Consider the following 16,487-nt stretch of genomic DNA (forward strand, 5'->3'; position numbering starts at 1 on the left):
CAACTAATGCGAGTATCTGCATAATTCTGATGTTATTCACTTTTTTCGGGCACTTTATGTCACTGTTCTCAACTGCACCTCAATCTCTTTGCATACTTCGCCTCTCCGCGATTGGCGATGTTTGTCATGCTATTTCTGTGGTTCAAGCCATCCAGAAGCAGTGGCCTGAAACGAAAATCACTTGGATAACGGGCAAAATAGAAGCCATGCTGATCGGTGATCTACCCGGTATTGAGGTGATTGTTTTCGATAAGAAACAAGGCTTCAAAGGAATGCGTGAATTATGGCGTCAGCTATCTGATCGTAAATTTGATGCACTTCTGCATATGCAAGCCGCACTCAGAGCCAGCGTGCTATCTTGGGGGATAAAGGCGAAGTGCAAAGTGGGATTTGGCAAAAACCGTACTCGTGAAATGCAGTCACTCTTTACCAACCACCATCTACCTATTTCAGATAAGTTTCATGTGTTGGATAACTTTGCCGAATTTGCTCGCTACATTGGTGTCCCCTTCGATAAGCCTCAATGGGATATCCCTTTAACACCTGAAGATGAACAACTCGCAATTAGCACCATGGCAGACAAGCCGACCTTGGTTATCTCCCCAGCTGCAAGCAAAGATTCACGCAATTGGTTAACTGAGCGATATGCAGCTATTGCTGATTATGCTGTCGAACAAGGCATGCAAGTGGTGTTATGTGGTTCTCCGGCACCAAGAGAAGTTAACCTTGGTAGCGACATCGAAAAATTATGCCAGTCGCCAGTAACCAACTTGATTGGCAAAACGAACTTGAAGCAACTGACTGCCGTACTGAAACATGCAACGGTGGTATTGGCACCTGATACTGGCCCAGCCCACTTGGCAACTACGCAGTCAACGCCTGTAATCGGCTTGTACGCGCACAGCGATCCTCGTAGAACAGGACCTTACAACGATCTCGATATCGTAGTGAGTGTTTATCAACAGCACGTAGAAGCACAACAAGGTAAACCAGTCGCAGACCTTCCATGGGGAACCCGTGCTAAAGGCGATGACCTGATGAAAGACATCACACTCGATATGGTAAAGCAGCAACTCGATAAGGCCTTAAACTCTAGTAAAGCACCGAATTCGAACACTACATTAAGCAAGGACAGCTAAAATGAGCACACACGTTATTTATCCAGGAACTTTTGATCCGGTGACCAATGGCCACCTTGATATCATTGTTCGTGCCGCTAGCATGTTTGACCATATCACTGTTGGAGTAGCAGCGAGCCCAAGTAAAAAAACCATGTTTGAATTAGATGAACGTGTAGAGTTGTTACGTGATGCGGTGTCTCACTTACCTAACGTGTCTGTTGAAGGATTTTCGGGGTTACTGGTCGATTTTGCTAAACAGCAGCAAGCGAATGTGTTGGTGCGAGGCCTAAGAACAACCATGGATTTTGAGTACGAGTTTGGACTCACCAGCATGTACAGAAAGCTACTTCCAGGCCTTGAAAGTGTATTTTTAACACCTTCAGAGGAGTATGCATTCCTCTCTTCGACAATAGTTCGAGAGGTGGCCATTCATGGTGGAGACATTAGCCAGTTTGTGCCACAAAAGGTGGCAGCCGAGATAAAGCTGAAGACAGCCAAGTAATTCTCTTTACCTAAACCGAAAAAAATAGCGCTCAGTGAGCGCTATTTTTTATTCAAAGTTTATCAATTACTACAGCGAGTAATAGGCTTTATACCAATCTGCGAAAGCTTTCGCGCCTTCTTGGATCTTCACTTGAGGTTTATAGCCAACCGCTTCAAACAAATCTTCCGTATCAGCGTAAGTCGCGTACACATCACCAGGCTGCATTGGCATGAAGTTCTTTTTCGCTTCAACACCTAGAGCACCTTCTAATGCTTCGATGTAGTCCATTAATTTAACCGGGCTGCCATGACCGATGTTAAACACGCGATACGGAGCAGAACTGGTTGCTGGTGACCCTTGCTCAACGGTCCAATCTGGTTGCTTGGCTGGAATACGATCTTGAACACGAATAATACCTTCAACAATATCATCGATATAAGTGAAGTCACGCATCATGTCGCCGTTGTTATAAATGTCGATTTCTTTGCCCGCTACGATTAGATTCGCAAACTTGAACATCGCCATATCAGGGCGACTCCAAGGGCCGTAAACCGTAAAGAAGCGAAGACCTGTCGTTGGTACGTCGTATAAATGAGAATAGGTATGCGCCATCAACTCATTCGACTTCTTAGTCGCGGCGTACAGTGAAATCGGGTGATCAACACTGTCTGCTGTATGGAATGGCATTTTTTGATTCAAGCCATAAACGGAACTCGATGAAGCATAAACAAGGTGTTCAACCTTATTATGGCGACAGCCTTCAAGAATAGCTAAGTGACCGACAAGGTTGCTATCGGCATACGCCATTGGGTTATCAATTGAGTAACGAACGCCAGCTTGCGCTGCTAAATGAATCACACGGTCAAATTTTTGCTCAGCAAACAGCTTCGCCATGCCCTCTCTATCAGAAAGATCCAGCTCAATAAAGGTCAGGTTTTCATGTTCGATACGTTTAAGGCGGTCATGTTTCAGAGAGACTTCGTAGTAGTCATTCAAGTTATCAATACCGACAACCTCATGGCCTGCTGCGCATAGTCGCTCTGACACTGCAGAGCCGATAAAACCGGCAACGCCAGTTACTAAATATTTCATTCTACTATTCTCAATTCATATCATTATTGCAATTATAGCGACTAGCACTTATATCTACTAGCAGTAAAAAGTGAACACGCGTTCAGCTTTTTTATACTTGGCACTCTTCGCAAAAAAACGTATTTCTTTGCCCTATTTTCAACTCTTGAATCAGAGCTTCACAGCTTGGGCACTTTTCACCCGCTTTCCCATATACTTGCAACTCTTGAGCGAAATACCCCGGCTTGCCATCTGCTTGCGCAAAATCTTTTAAAGTAGTGCCACCTTGTTTGATGGCAGTCGCAAGTACTTGTTTTATCTCTTTGGTCAGTAACATCCACTCTGCTTGAGTTATCTTGTTAGCAGGGCGAAGTGGATGAATTCGTGAAGAAAACAGCGCCTCATTAGCGTAGATGTTACCCACTCCTACCACTACTTTGTTGTCCATAATGAACTGTTTGACGGCAACTTTACGCTTTTCTGCTTTCTCGGCAATGTAATCTGCGTTGAAGTCATCGGTTAACGGCTCAGGACCAGAGCCAAGTAGTACAGTATGTATCTCATCAGGCGCCGACCATAGCCAAGCACCAAAACGACGCGGATCGTTGTAACGCAATATCTTGCCATTGGTGAGCTTAAGATCCACGTGATCGTGTTTTGCTGGCGGGAAATCTGCGTCTAACACGCGCAGTGAGCCAGACATACCAAGGTGAACAATGGCTGTGCCCATATCGGTTTCAATCAGTAGGTACTTTGCGCGACGCGAGATAGAGCGAATCACCTGCCCTTCTAATTTCTTAAGTTCTTGAGGGATATCCCAACGCAGCTTGGGGGTACGAAAGGTAAGGGTTTTAATCGTCTCGCCAACTAAATGAGGCGAGATCCCCATGCGGCTTACTTCAACTTCGGGTAATTCAGGCATAGTTAGTCGTCCGATGTCATTGGTTTGTCTGATATAGACTGCTTGTTTGATGTAGATAGTTTGTCTGATTTTAAGGACTGGTCTGAGCCAAAGCTTGGAAACAAATAGTTCTCTTCAATAGACACTGCTAGCCACTGATCATTCCAGTTTTTTAACAACCAAAATTCAGGCAATTGATAATAAGTAATGCGCTGTGGCTCTTCTTGGTCTTGATACCACACTTCAATGGTGTGGGGTGTCTTTAGCTGAGGGGCAAGATCGGTATAAGTTTTTGAATCGACTTCAGTGCCCACAAGCTCTTGCCATCGCTGAGACAGCTCTTGTGCACTGGTAGTTTGAGGAAGTGTTGTGTCTTTAAATTGATAAATCCAATGACCATCCTCTTTCAAAACTGACCAATGAGCAAAGTGTAAAGCTTGAAGCTCAGCTGCTGGATTTAAAAGAGAGGGATAAGGACTGCTGACATTAACTTCAGGCTCGGGCTCGATAAGATACGCTTTGATCAAAGTGGGCAGGTTTAATACCCCAATAAAAGCGATCACGCTTAACATGAGTATGTTGTTCCACCGGCGTCCACGATATCTCATCTGATTCTGCTCATCTAACCTATTGAGTGTTCAGTATATCGTGAAAAAGGCGATACTTTCTATGTTGCGCTATTTTCTATCACATAAGCCCATCGGCAAGTGTAACGTCTTTACGGTAGGTGCCAAATTGAGTCAATGAAACTTACGCCTATCAAAAACACTGAGTCTTCTCGAAAAAGCTTAAGCCTCTCAAAATACTGGGGCGAATCAAATTTTGGGCATAAAAAAACCCAGCTATAAGCTGGGTTTTTAATTTATTCTTCTATAAAAGAAGAGACAAAGGGGCTATCAATTACTTGATTTTAGCTTCTTTGTACATAACGTGCTGGCGAACTACTGGATCAAACTTTTTGATCTCAAATTTGCCTGGCATGTTACGCTTGTTCTTGTCAGTTGTGTAGAAGTGACCAGTTCCAGCAGAAGATACTAGACGGATTTTCTCACGAATGCCTTTAGCCATTGCTTAATTCCTCTTAAACGTTTTCGCCACGTGCACGGATATCAACAAGAACAGCATCGATGCCTTTCTTATCAATAATACGCATGCCTTTAGCAGTTAGACGTAGTTTAACAAAACGTTTTTCGCTCTCTACCCAGAAACGGTGAGTTTGTAGGTTCGGCAGAAAACGACGCTTGGTAGCATTGCGTGCGTGTGAACGGTTGTTACCCGTTACTGGACGCTTACCAGTTACTTGACATACTCGGGACATGAATGTCTCTCCAAATCGTTTCAGCTCGATATCAACCTTGGTGGCCGAACCTCTCTATCAATTCTGAAAATAGAGGTAAAAACCACAATGGAAAATCCATTCAAGGCTATCAAAGGTCGCGTATTATACTAACTTGACATGCATTGCTCAAGACCCGAACAGATCCTTTTTAAGGATTTCGTGATCTTTTTTTGAGCACCGCAGCTATTTGAGTAATCAGAGCTGATTTAAGGTTCTAAAATGTGGGCGGAATAATAGCAGATTTAACGCAACTAACAACCTAAAATGTGATTCAAATCCATCCTCTCTCTGCAAAAGAGATAACTTCACCATCTCCAACCACAAAATGGTCGAGAATTCGGATGTCCACCAGCGCCAATGCATCGGTTAATCGACGTGTAATTCGCCTGTCTGCTTGGCTTGGCTCCGCAACACCAGAAGGATGGTTGTGAGCCAAGATTAAGGCGGCGGCATTATGATGAAGTGCCCTTTTGACGACTTCTCTTGGGTAAACCGATGCTGCATCGATGGTTCCTTCAAACATGACTTCATCCTTTATTACCCGGTTTTGATTATCTAAGAACAATATATAGAAGGCTTCTCGCTGGCGATCGCGCAACATACTCGAAAGATACAACTTGGTATGATTCGGACTGGTCAACGCGTCCCCTCGAGATAATGTCTCTGCTAAGTAGCGTTGCGTCATCTCCAATACGGCCTGCAATTGGACGAACTTTGCCTGCCCCATTCCCTTATGAGCACAAAACTCGGCCTCCGTTGCTGAAAAAAGATGACGCAGCGAACCAAAATCTTTGATCAACTTGTCAGAAAGCTCTAGAACGTTCATTCCTTGCGTACCCGTTCGAAGAAATATCGCGAGCAGCTCTGCATCAGTCAAAGAGTCCGGCCCTCTATTGAGTAGCTTTTCTCTTGGCATAGATTCAGCAGGCATTTTACTTATAGGCATATAAAGCTAACTAGTTAGTCATGAACACAACGCATCAGCTTAATGAGCTTATTAAGAGAGATCGTTTAATAAAGACCAAAGGAAACGAGTCGCTAGCAAAACCATGTAATTGATAAGTTTGATAACACCAACTTGATGAGCGTCAAATCTGTTCCAATTCTGCTTCTAGGCACTAATCCTTTGTTCTGATATCGTAAGTCCCAGAAAAATTAAGGAACAGAATCATGCAAACACTGGTTAATCAACAGAGCAGCGCTGACCAACAAGGCTTAGTTGGCAAAAAAATCCTACTTGGTATTAGTGGTGGTATCGCAGCTTATAAATGTGCCGAACTGACTCGCCGCTTAATTGAACGAGGAGCGCAGGTACAAGTCGTTATGACAAATGCGGCTAAGGAGTTCATCACTCCTCTCACCATGCAAGCTGTATCTGGAAGACCGGTGTCTGATAGTTTGCTTGATCCTGCTGCTGAAGCTTCGATGGGGCACATCGAACTCGCGAAATGGGCCGATTTAGTACTATTAGCGCCAGCAACGGCTGACCTTATTGCTCGCATGACGGCGGGCATGGGCAACGACTTGCTGACCACTCTGGTTTTGGCGACCGATGCGCCAGTTGCGGTATCCCCAGCAATGAACCAGCAAATGTACAGCCACCCGGCGACTCAAGAGAACATTGCCACGCTAAAACGTCGTGGTTGTGAAATCTGGGGCCCTGCTGCAGGCGAGCAAGCGTGTGGTGATGTCGGCATGGGTCGCATGCTAGAACCAATGCAACTCGTACACCGTTGTGAAGACTTCTTCCAACCTAAGCCGCTTGCTGGTCTCTCTGTATTGATAACGGCGGGGCCAACTCGTGAAGCCATCGATCCTGTGCGTTACATTACCAATCACAGCTCTGGCAAGATGGGCTATGCACTGGCTGAAGCCGCTGCTAAACAAGGCGCAACAGTCACTCTAGTCAGCGGCCCGGTATCACTAGCAACGCCAAACAAAGTTAATCGTATCGATGTCGACAGCGCTCAGCAGATGTTTGATGCGGTTACAACAAACGCTTCTCAACACGATATATTCATTAGCTGTGCTGCAGTGGCCGACTATCGTCCACAGTCCATTGCAGACCAAAAGCTTAAAAAGGTCGATGGTAAAGACGACATGACCATTCAAATGGTTAAGAACCCAGACATTGTCGCTTCCGTTGCCTCAATGACCGAAGGTCGTCCCTTTACCGTAGGCTTTGCTGCTGAAACTCAAGATGTAGAGAAATACGCTCGCGGAAAGCTCGAAAGAAAGAACCTTGATATGATTTGTGCCAATGACGTTTCTGTCGAAGGCCAAGGTTTCAATAGCAGTAGCAATGAATTGCACCTTTACTGGAAAGGCGGCGATAAATCTCTACCACTAGAGAGCAAAGACACGCTAGGTTTCCAGATCCTCGATCAGATCCAACAGCTTATTGATGCATAAACGCACAGATTTGCTCTGACAATCTGCTGACACCTCTCGATTCTGTTGACCTAGGGCTCACAAAACTAGGAAACAGAATTGAATGGTGTTTATAATCTTTCTTCACTCAATCCTCATCTTTAGGAAAGGAAGTAAATAGATGGCTGGTACTCGAAAATCAAACCGTCGTGAAGAAATCCTACAAGCTCTCGCACAAATGTTGGAATCGACCGAAGGTGCTTCTCGTATCACAACGGTAAAGTTGGCTAAGCAAGTCGGCGTATCTGAAGCTGCGTTATACCGCCACTTCCCAAGCAAAGCCCGCATGTTTGAAGGCTTGATCGAGTTTATAGAAGAAGCGTTGATGTCTCGAATCAACCGCATTCTCGATGAAGAGAAAGACACTCTTGAGCGTATCCGCTTAGTGATGCAACTGATCTTAGTCTTCTCTGAGCGCAACCCAGGCTTAACTCGTATTTTATCGGGTCATGCCCTAATGTTTGAGAATGAGCGTCTTCGTGAACGAATTAATCAGCTTTTCGAACGTATTGAGACTCAACTTCGCCAAATTCTTCGCGAAAGAAAGCTTCGTGAAGGAAAATCGTTCCCAGTTGATGAGAAAATCTTAGCGGCTCAGTTGCTAGGTCAAGTTGAAGGCAGCCTGAATCGATTTGTACGTTCTGACTTCAAATATCAACCGACAGAAAACTTTGATGCTTATTGGGCACTGCTAAGCGCTCAGATTAAGTAGCAATCAAATTAAGTAGCAATCAAATCTTAAGTGATGGTTATGACGACGAAAACTTCTTCAGCAAACGGCACGGCACAACACGTGATTACTAAGCCGCCTTTTACTCTAGCTCTACTTCACCCTAAATATTGGGGTGTATGGTTTGGCTTCGGGTTATTAGCGCTTATCGTCAATGTCCTTCCTTACCGACTACTATTAATATTAGGTCGATCGTTGGGAACTCTCGGGGCTCGTTATGGCAAGAAACGAGTTGCTGTGGCGACACGCAATTTAGAATTAGCATTTCCCGATAAGCCAGCGGATGAAGTCGCTGCAATGGTCAATGAAAACTTCAAAAATACGGGTATGGCACTGATCGAAACCGGCATTACGTGGTTTTGGCCAACTTGGCGTTTCAAAAGAATCCTAGTGGATAAAGACACCCAAATGCTGCGTACTCACAAAGCCAACGGCAAAGGTGTTTTGTTGTGCTGTGTGCATGCCTTGAACTTAGAGATCACTGCGCGAGCAATGGCTGTTCTAGGTATTTCAGGTTTAGGTGTTTACCGCCCACACAACAATCCGGCTTATGAGTTCATTCAATACCGTGGTCGTACTCAGAATGGCAATCGCCTGATTCACCGTAAAGATGTAAAACGCATGATTCGAATCCTGCGTCAGGGGGAGATCCTTTTCTACCTGCCAGATCATGATTACGGCCGTAACAAGTCTGTGTTTGTCCCTTTCTTTGCTGTAGAAGATGCATGTACCACAACAGGCACCAGTATTTTGGCTTACACCAGCCGATGCGCCCTTGTTCCAGGGTCTGGTTTTAGAAATGCCGACGGCAAGTATGAAATCATGGCCGATGAATCAATCGAAGATAACTATCCTCAGAAAGATGAGAAAGCGGCGGCCGCTTATCTAAATCGCTATCTTGAGAAGATTATTTTGCGAGCACCAGAGCAATGGATGTGGCTGCACAAGCGCTTCAAAACGATGGAAGATCCCGAAGTGGAGCGCGGCATTCGTTATAAATAATATACTGAACCAAAAGAAAAGGGGCTGATGAATCATCAGCCCCTTGTGCATTCTATAGTCTAATTACGAGTAGTATTAGATACCATATTGAGCGCGGTACGCTTTTACAGATTCGAGGTGCGCTGCGTCTGTGCCTTTCTCTTCAAGGAAAGTCACAAGATCAGTCAGGCTAACGATTGAGATGATTGCACAACCGAAATCGCGTTCAACTTCTTGAATTGCAGACAGCTCGCCTTTGCCTTTCTCTTGACGGTCGATAGCAACAAGCACACCCGCTAAGTCAGCGCCGTTTGCTTGGATGATTTCCATCGACTCACGAATTGCAGTACCAGCAGTGATCACATCGTCCACTAGCATGATGCGACCTTCAAGTTCGCTACCCACTAGGTTGCCACCTTCACCGTGATTCTTCGCTTCTTTACGGTTGAAGCAGTAAGGCGTGTCTACATCATGATGATCAGCCAAAGCAACTGCTGTTGTCGTTGCAATTGGGATACCCTTGTATGCAGGGCCAAATAGTACATCGAACTCAATGCCTGAATCTGCCAATGCTGCTGCGTAGAAGCGACCTAAACGCGCTAAGTCACGACCTGTATTAAACAATCCAGCATTGAAGAAGTAAGGGCTCTTACGGCCAGACTTTAAAGTAAACTCACCAAACTTAAGTACTTCTTTCTCTAGTGCAAATTCAATAAATTCACGTTGATATGCTTTCATGCTCATCCTCTAAATTAATTTACTTTCCAATTCCTAACTTCCGATCACTTCGAAAGCTAACGATGATGTATTTTCTAAATAGATAGCTCTACAACAAGGCAGCAAAGTTTTTCAGCCCTATGAGCATAGGGAACCTATGTGATTAGGGTGAAAAATTGTAGCTAACACAGGTGTGGAGTTATCTATGACGAAAATAAAAAAATAGCCCCTTAAGAAAGGAGCTATCTAAAAACTATTCTGCTAACGCCGACTTCTGCGCTTCAACAATGTCAGCAATACCCTTATTCGCCAGGGCTAAAAGCTGCATCAGCTCTTCGTGGCTGAACGGTTCGCCTTCTGCGGTGCCTTGAATCTCAATCATCTTACCGTCTTCAGTCATTACAACGTTCATGTCGGTATCAGCTGCTGAGTCTTCAACGTACTCAAGGTCACACAGTGCTTGTGCACCAACGATGCCCACTGAAACTGCCGCTACGTGGCCTTTCATTGGGTTCTTTTTCAGTTTACCGCTTGCTAATAAGCTGTTGATAGCATCAGCCATTGCAACGCTTGCACCTGAGATAGAAGCAGTACGAGTACCGCCGTCTGCTTGGATAACATCACAATCGACAGTGATCATGATTTCACCCAGTACTTTCAGGTCAACAACAGCACGTAGGCTACGAGCGATCAGACGTTGGATTTCCATCGTACGACCACCTTGCTTGCCGCTCGCCGCTTCACGACGGTTACGAGTGTGCGTTGCACGTGGAAGCATACCGTATTCAGCGGTTACCCAACCCTTTCCTTGGCCTTTTAACCAACGCGGTACGTTTTCTTCTACCGTCGCATTACATAGAACTTTGGTGTTGCCGAACTCAACTAATACAGAACCTTCAGCATAAGCTGTGTAGTTACGAGTAATTTTAATTGGACGAATTTGATCTACAGCGCGGTCATTTGGACGCATTGGTATCTACCTTATTAACAGTCTGAAGTGATTGACTATCGAAAGAGTGCATCACCTAAGAAAGGGGTGAGACAGTTTTGATTGGGGCAAGATTATATAGCAGTTTACCTTTCAAATCTATTTACTGTTCGAAGCTATTGGTTATTAGGAGCTATTAGTTATTAGGAGCTATTAGTCATTAAACGCTATTAGTCATTAAACGCTATTGCTCATTAAAAGCGATTGGCCATTAAAAGCTAATCTCCATGAAAGGGGGAGTTATCGCAAAGGCTATCGATAGTGAAAAGCGACAGGCTTCGGGAGTACACCATATCGTGATACTATTCGTGCGCGTTATTTTCAGAATGATAAAAGACAGGAAAATTCGATGATTTATAGTATGACCGCGTACGCGCGTAAAGAAGTAAAAGGCGATTGGGGTACAGCAGTATGGGAAATCCGTAGTGTAAACCAACGCTACCTAGAAACTTACTTCCGTATGCCTGAACAGTTCCGTGGTTTAGAACCAATCTTACGTGAGCGTTTCCGTAAGCGTCTAGCGCGCGGTAAGGTTGAATGTAACCTACGCTTTGAGGTAAACCCAGCGGCAAAAGGTGAGCTAAGTATCAACGAAGGTTTGGCTCAGCAAGTCATTAATGCAGCTAACCAAGTTATGACCATGACAGGTGAAAACAGCCGTTTGAACCCATTCCAAGTCATGAACTGGCCTGGCGTGATGGAAACGCCAGAGCAAGATATGGATGCCATCAACAAAGACCTGCTAGAAGCATTCAACGATGCGATTGCAGAGTTCATTGATGCTCGTGCTCGTGAAGGTGAAAACATGAAGGCGCTCATCGTTCAGCGCTTGGATGCGATCACTGAAGAAGTAGTGAAAGTTCGTGCACGCATGCCTGAGATCCTAGAATGGCAACGTGAGCGTCTACTTAACAAATTTGAAGAAGCTAAAGTTGAGCTTGAAGGTTCTCGCGTTGAACAAGAGCTTATCCTGCTAGCACAGAAGTCAGACGTCGCAGAAGAGCTAGACCGCCTAGACTCTCACGTGAAAGAAGCCAATGCAGTATTGAAGAAAGGTGGCGCTTGTGGCCGTAAGCTTGACTTCATGATGCAAGAGTTCAACCGTGAATCAAACACGCTAGCGTCTAAGTCGATCAGCACAGACATCACAGCATCGGGCGTAGAGCTTAAGGTTCTTATCGAACAGATGCGTGAGCAGATCCAGAATATTGAATAATAGTTTGTCAGTAATACGCTGTGAATAGCCATTAGCTGAATCAGTGTTGATTAACTAACAGTGTTAATTAAATCAAGATAAGCTCCTAATTTTAGGGGCTTTTTTTATGGATAAAATAATGCCAATCAGGATGACTAAGTGAGCAGATTATTACGCAGGAGATTTTTTTGGAGCAAGAGATAGAGATAGATAAAACAGAGAAGCGGATGTAACAAAGGATTTTAGAATATTTTGAGGGGGGTATTACAGATGGAACTAGAGGGGAAAGATTTAAGGGAGAAAGTGACGCAAGTTGCTAATGCAACCTGCGCCGACTTAAAATCTTATAGAGCTACAACGTTTGCAGCTTGAAGACCTTTTTGGCCTTGCTCTACTTCGAAAGACACTTGTTGGCCTTCTTTAAGAGTCTTGAAACCTTCAGATGCGATAGCACGGAAGTGAACGAATACGTCAGCGCCGCCGTTGTCTTGAGTTAGGAAACCGAAACCTTTCTCTTCGTTAAACCATTTTACTACGCCGTTTGTTTTGTTAGACATGATGTGTCCCTTATATAAAAATAAAAAATTAATCGCCAAAAGTGCGATGCGCTGAAAGCTTGAATTATTTAATGTATCTATGAAGCCAAGGGAAACACTGAGAATAACAATGAAGCAATACTAAGGGTTTTACTTTACAACTGGATGTTTCATTTAATAACTCTGAAAACAGAGCGAGGCCATTCTTGGTGATCTAGGCCCGGTTGTAAAGCTTTATTTGAAAATAATTGATGTTTTTTTGTTCGGTTGGCTTTAATTCAAGCTCAGCTAGGTCGCCGGGCTTGATTTGTAAGATTTTGATCTCAAAAAATTTACTCGTCTGGCTGCTTAGTTCTGAGATCGACATATGGCCAGTAATGGTGACCAACTCGAATCAACAGAGTTGCTGCAGCTAAGATAAATGCCGCTAAAGATAACCAAACAATCAGTACCGCATCCAACTCTTTCATACCCAAGGTGATGTAACGTGCTATCGCCATCATCGCGATATAGATAGGGTATCGCACTGGGATCTTACCGTTCATCACGAACTGCTGAACCATGGCTAGCACTTCTAAGTAGATAAACATCAGCAGAATGTCGGTCAGTTGTACTCGACGTTCAGCAAAGACGTGCATGAACTCTTCCATCATGGCAAACAGTGTCGCCAGTGTGATCGCCACTAATAGAACGGCTTCAAGAATGTGGAAAACCTTAAGGAAAGGCTTACTAAAAGACTTAGGTAAGTGAGAAGACATAGTCACTCTTCAAAAATAATTAATCCAACCTCTACAATAGCATGCATCAATATAAGTCGCGCATTCTAAGAGATAACAGATACAAAAATGGCCCCACTTTCACTGCAGAGCCATCTATTGGTTTGTTACTTAACGACTATTGCTTAACAAACGTTACTTCGCTATTAAGCTTATAGCAGGATTAGGTAAGTTAAGAACACCACACACAGTCCGTAGATAAGCGGGTGTACTTCTTTACGCTTACCTGCCACAACCATGGTGAATGCGTAGCTGATGAAACCCATCGCCATACCATTGGCAGGAGAGAAGCTGAGTACGGTGAACATGATGGTGAAGAAAGCTGCAATACGTGACTCTTTCTTTTCCCAGTTAATCTGACCAAGACGACCCACCATGTAGATGCCCACTACAACCATCGCAGGCGCAACCATTGCCGCCGAGAAGATAGAGAAAAGTGGGTATAGGAAAAGCGAGATTAAGAACAGCCCCGCCACCATGACTGCTGCCAAGCCCGTTTTTGCACCTTGAGAAGAAGCAATACCCGATTCAGAGAAAGCAGTAATCGATGTGGTACCTAGAATTGAACCAATCACTGTACCGCCCGCATCGGCGACTAACGCTGATTTTGCGTTTGGTACCTTGCCGTCTTTGTCAATGATACCTGCATCGCGGCCCACACCAACAATTGTGCTCAAGCCATCAAAGAAATCGACAATCAGGAAAATAAGGACGATGAACAAGAGGTCAAACATTTTCTCTGGCGTAAAAGCAGAGAAATCAAAAATAGCACCAAAGCTACCTGCCATGCTTGGTGGCATAGCAATGAACTGTTCTGGGATTGGTGCATTTGAAGTGCCCATGAAGACATCAGCAAGAATGGTCAGTGCAATAGCAGAAACGAACGAGATAAAGGTTGCTAACTTAATATCACGAACCATACAGCCTAATGCAATGAAGATGCTCACATAAGCGATGATCACTTTCGGATCGGAAATGTCACCTAAGCCAACCAAGACGAACGGGTTAGAAACAATGATGCCCGCATTCTTGAGGCCTAAGAAAGCAATGAACAGTCCGAGAGACACGGTAATCGCCAACTTCAAATCTTCAGGAATCGACTCAATCATCGATTTACGGATATTGGTCAACGAGAACGCGAGGTAAAGGATACCCGATAGGAAGATGCCAAACAGCGCTTCATTCCAAAGCACTGCAACAGAGCCACTTAATAATAAGCCTTTGAAGAAGCCGTTCATGCTCATGCCTGGTGCAAGCATGACTGGGTAGTTGCCCCAAATGCCCATAATAAGCGTTGCGATAGCGGCAGACAGAGCGGTTGCTGTAAATACTGCCCCTTTGTCCATACCTGGGATATCCCCCAAAATCGCTGGGTTAACCGCCAGAATGTAGCTCATCGCTAAGAAAGTAATAAAACCCGCGTACAGCTCTGTGCCAATCGTGGTTTTTCTTTCAGTGATTTTAAACATCGAATCAAGCGAGCCAGAGGTGTTCTGGGCTTTCAGGGTGGAATCGGTACTCACAACAAAACCTTTGCAATAAATTAAGAATTTGAGATTCAAATGCTGTGAGAATAGAGAGGTCTCTACACTAAAAACTGTAGTCACCAAGGTAGGCTTGGTAGTAGAAACATCTAGTCCAGTAGGGTCTGTTAACCCTAGACATATACAGCATTTAATCGTTTGCGCGGATTGTAAGGGTTGGGATTAAAACTTCAACAAATTTTGCCCAGATCACATAAAAAAGTGAACATGATGAGTCATTACATTTATACAAAGATCCTTGATAAGATCATTCGCTAATAAATAACGATCAAGTCAGTTGTTCTCAATCATCTAAATATGCTACTCTTCGCCTCCATTTTTCTGACCTAATTTTCACCAGTTGTCTCTATTAGTTTCACTCGTTATCCCTTTATAGATGCAGCCATCGGTATAACAATTAAGGTCAGTGCTATCTTTTATAGTGTCGGTTTATCGCCTTCACTCTATCCAACCAACAGTGGAAATATACAGATGGGCAAAGGTACTCTTTACATCGTATCTGCACCTAGTGGCGCAGGTAAGTCGAGCTTGATCTCAGCAATGCTAGAAACCAATCCAACCTACGCAATGAAGGTATCTGTTTCACACACCACTCGCGGTATGCGCCCTGGTGAAGAAAATGGTGTTCACTACCACTTTGTAGAAAAACATCATTTTGAAGACCTTATTAGTAAAGGTGAGTTCCTAGAGTATGCTGAAGTATTCGGCAACTACTACGGTACGTCACGCGTTTGGATTGAAGAAAACCTAGACCGCGGTATCGATGTATTCCTAGATATCGACTGGCAAGGTGCTCGTCAGATCCGAGAACAAATGCCTCAAGCGAAGAGTGTCTTCATTCTTCCACCATCAAATGGTGAGCTAGAGCGTCGTTTAAATGTTCGCGGTCAAGATAGCGACGAAGTTATTGCGAAACGCATGAGCGAAGCAAAATCAGAGATTTCTCACTATGCAGAATACGATTATGTGATCGTGAATGATGACTTTGATGCAGCCCTAATGGACTTCAGAGCAATCATTCGTGCGGAGCGCTTAAAAGAAGATAAGCAAGCAGCAAAATACAGCGGCATGCTTACAGCACTACTGGCGGAATAATCTCTGATACCAATCGTAGTAAACAACTGGTCATTCTAGCTTGTGAAAAAGCCTGATAACGTCGTTAGAATTTTTGATTGTAGGGTCACTACTTATCGAAAAATTCTTCCTTGTTCTCAAACTTTTTTCCGGCGCTATCTCTGAGCACTTATTTACTGTGATTGGTATAACTGGATTTTCCATTGAGATAAGTATACGGTGAACTAGAAACTATCTAGTTAAACTTGTATACTTTCTCGTCATAAAAAATTTATTAGTTAATTACTATTTGGAGTCCTCATGGCACGCGTAACTGTTCAAGACGCTGTTGAAAAAGTTGGCAACCGTTTCGACCTAGTTCTTATTGCGGCTCGCCGCGCACGTCAAATGCAAACTGGCGGTAAAGATTCACTAGTGCCTGAAGAAAACGATAAGCCAACGGTTATCGCTCTTCGTGAAATCGAAGAAGGTCTTATCACTAAAGACGTACTAGATGCTCGTGAGCGTCAAGAGCAACAAGAGCAAGAAGCGGCTGAACTTGCAGCAGTAAGCAGCATCGCTCACACTCGTTAGCTCACAGTCGCTAATAGCGCCATTCGA

At 44.2% G+C, this 16,487-nt stretch carries 19 protein-coding genes; 8 read left to right on the forward strand and 11 right to left on the reverse strand.

All coding sequences use genetic code 11. The annotated features are described in order from the left end of the window. The first annotated feature begins 56 nt into the window (after nucleotides 1-56). The gene (locus tag ACFI6G_RS17380) at nucleotides 57-1,139 is read left to right on the forward strand and encodes a glycosyltransferase family 9 protein (RefSeq protein ID WP_010433790.1); all 1,083 of its coding nucleotides are present in this window, start codon (nucleotides 57-59) and stop codon (nucleotides 1,137-1,139) included. Between the two features lies 1 nt (nucleotide 1,140). Continuing rightward, on the forward strand, nucleotides 1,141-1,623 hold the full coding sequence (gene coaD / locus ACFI6G_RS17385; RefSeq protein ID WP_010433787.1) for a pantetheine-phosphate adenylyltransferase: 483 nt from the start codon (nucleotides 1,141-1,143) through the stop codon (nucleotides 1,621-1,623). A gap of 69 nt (nucleotides 1,624-1,692) precedes the next feature. On the opposite strand, the gene ACFI6G_RS17390 is transcribed toward coaD, so the two are convergent. The 6 genes from ACFI6G_RS17390 to radC form a co-directional block, all read right to left on the reverse strand. Continuing rightward, nucleotides 1,693-2,697, reverse strand: coding sequence for an NAD-dependent epimerase (locus ACFI6G_RS17390; protein WP_161750243.1), 1,005 nt, complete (start codon nucleotides 2,695-2,697; stop codon nucleotides 1,693-1,695). A 91-nt stretch (nucleotides 2,698-2,788) separates the two neighbouring features. After that, nucleotides 2,789-3,598: a bifunctional DNA-formamidopyrimidine glycosylase/DNA-(apurinic or apyrimidinic site) lyase gene (gene mutM, locus ACFI6G_RS17395; RefSeq protein WP_016768949.1), complete on the reverse strand. Its 810-nt coding sequence runs from the start codon at nucleotides 3,596-3,598 to the stop codon at nucleotides 2,789-2,791. 2 nt (nucleotides 3,599-3,600) lie between these two features. Next, nucleotides 3,601-4,149 (reverse strand): hypothetical protein, encoded by a 549-nt coding sequence (locus tag ACFI6G_RS17400; protein WP_010433779.1) that lies wholly within the window; start codon nucleotides 4,147-4,149, stop codon nucleotides 3,601-3,603. 328 nt (nucleotides 4,150-4,477) lie between these two features. Further along, on the reverse strand, nucleotides 4,478-4,645 hold the full coding sequence (gene rpmG, locus ACFI6G_RS17405; protein ID WP_002535344.1) for a 50S ribosomal protein L33: 168 nt from the start codon (nucleotides 4,643-4,645) through the stop codon (nucleotides 4,478-4,480). Nucleotides 4,646-4,658: 13 nt separating this feature from the next. Next, a complete protein-coding gene (gene rpmB / locus ACFI6G_RS17410; protein WP_004728407.1) occupies nucleotides 4,659-4,895 on the reverse strand; it encodes a 50S ribosomal protein L28 in 237 nt (78 codons plus the stop codon). Between the two features lie 292 nt (nucleotides 4,896-5,187). Then, nucleotides 5,188-5,862, reverse strand: coding sequence for a RadC family protein (gene radC / locus ACFI6G_RS17415; protein WP_010433741.1), 675 nt, complete (start codon nucleotides 5,860-5,862; stop codon nucleotides 5,188-5,190). Nucleotides 5,863-6,086: 224 nt separating this feature from the next. Here radC and coaBC point away from each other — a divergent pair, with 224 nt between their 5' ends. The 3 genes from coaBC (at nucleotide 6,087) to ACFI6G_RS17430 (ending at nucleotide 9,078) form a co-directional block, all read left to right on the forward strand. Beyond that, complete coding sequence (gene coaBC / locus ACFI6G_RS17420) at nucleotides 6,087-7,328, forward strand: bifunctional phosphopantothenoylcysteine decarboxylase/phosphopantothenate--cysteine ligase CoaBC (RefSeq protein ID WP_102392832.1); 1,242 nt, start codon at nucleotides 6,087-6,089, stop codon at nucleotides 7,326-7,328. A 139-nt stretch (nucleotides 7,329-7,467) separates the two neighbouring features. Further along, a complete protein-coding gene (gene slmA / locus ACFI6G_RS17425) occupies nucleotides 7,468-8,058 on the forward strand; it encodes a nucleoid occlusion factor SlmA (RefSeq protein ID WP_016768952.1) in 591 nt (196 codons plus the stop codon). A 39-nt stretch (nucleotides 8,059-8,097) separates the two neighbouring features. Continuing rightward, nucleotides 8,098-9,078 (forward strand): Kdo(2)-lipid IV(A) acyltransferase, encoded by a 981-nt coding sequence (locus tag ACFI6G_RS17430; RefSeq protein WP_016790736.1) that lies wholly within the window; start codon nucleotides 8,098-8,100, stop codon nucleotides 9,076-9,078. Nucleotides 9,079-9,153: 75 nt separating this feature from the next. Here the strand turns inward: ACFI6G_RS17430 and pyrE are convergent, their stop codons facing one another. Both pyrE and rph read right to left on the reverse strand, forming a co-directional pair. Then, nucleotides 9,154-9,795: an orotate phosphoribosyltransferase gene (pyrE, locus tag ACFI6G_RS17435; RefSeq protein ID WP_004735727.1), complete on the reverse strand. Its 642-nt coding sequence runs from the start codon at nucleotides 9,793-9,795 to the stop codon at nucleotides 9,154-9,156. 232 nt (nucleotides 9,796-10,027) lie between these two features. After that, complete coding sequence (gene rph / locus ACFI6G_RS17440) at nucleotides 10,028-10,744, reverse strand: ribonuclease PH (protein WP_010433734.1); 717 nt, start codon at nucleotides 10,742-10,744, stop codon at nucleotides 10,028-10,030. Nucleotides 10,745-11,111: 367 nt separating this feature from the next. Between rph and ACFI6G_RS17445 the strand changes: the two genes are divergently transcribed. Further along, the gene (locus ACFI6G_RS17445) at nucleotides 11,112-11,978 is read left to right on the forward strand and encodes a YicC/YloC family endoribonuclease (protein ID WP_462710378.1); all 867 of its coding nucleotides are present in this window, start codon (nucleotides 11,112-11,114) and stop codon (nucleotides 11,976-11,978) included. Between the two features lie 323 nt (nucleotides 11,979-12,301). On the opposite strand, the gene cspE is transcribed toward ACFI6G_RS17445, so the two are convergent. From cspE to ACFI6G_RS17460, 3 genes are all read right to left on the reverse strand, one after another. Next, nucleotides 12,302-12,514, reverse strand: coding sequence for a transcription antiterminator/RNA stability regulator CspE (gene cspE / locus ACFI6G_RS17450; protein WP_004735656.1), 213 nt, complete (start codon nucleotides 12,512-12,514; stop codon nucleotides 12,302-12,304). Between the two features lie 311 nt (nucleotides 12,515-12,825). After that, nucleotides 12,826-13,251 carry a phosphate-starvation-inducible protein PsiE gene (locus ACFI6G_RS17455; protein ID WP_010433639.1) on the reverse strand — a complete coding sequence of 142 codons (426 nt, stop codon included), beginning with the start codon at nucleotides 13,249-13,251 and terminating at the stop codon, nucleotides 12,826-12,828. Between the two features lie 170 nt (nucleotides 13,252-13,421). Then, on the reverse strand, nucleotides 13,422-14,792 hold the full coding sequence (locus ACFI6G_RS17460; RefSeq protein WP_010433636.1) for an NCS2 family permease: 1,371 nt from the start codon (nucleotides 14,790-14,792) through the stop codon (nucleotides 13,422-13,424). A gap of 492 nt (nucleotides 14,793-15,284) precedes the next feature. On the opposite strand from ACFI6G_RS17460, the gene gmk reads away from it, so the two are divergent. Then, nucleotides 15,285-15,908, forward strand: coding sequence for a guanylate kinase (gene gmk, locus ACFI6G_RS17465; RefSeq protein ID WP_010433632.1), 624 nt, complete (start codon nucleotides 15,285-15,287; stop codon nucleotides 15,906-15,908). A gap of 279 nt (nucleotides 15,909-16,187) precedes the next feature. Beyond that, complete coding sequence (gene rpoZ / locus ACFI6G_RS17470) at nucleotides 16,188-16,460, forward strand: DNA-directed RNA polymerase subunit omega (RefSeq protein ID WP_009848003.1); 273 nt, start codon at nucleotides 16,188-16,190, stop codon at nucleotides 16,458-16,460. Nucleotides 16,461-16,487 lie beyond the last annotated feature (27 nt).

This window comes from Vibrio sp. PSi01 (assembly GCF_054960695.1).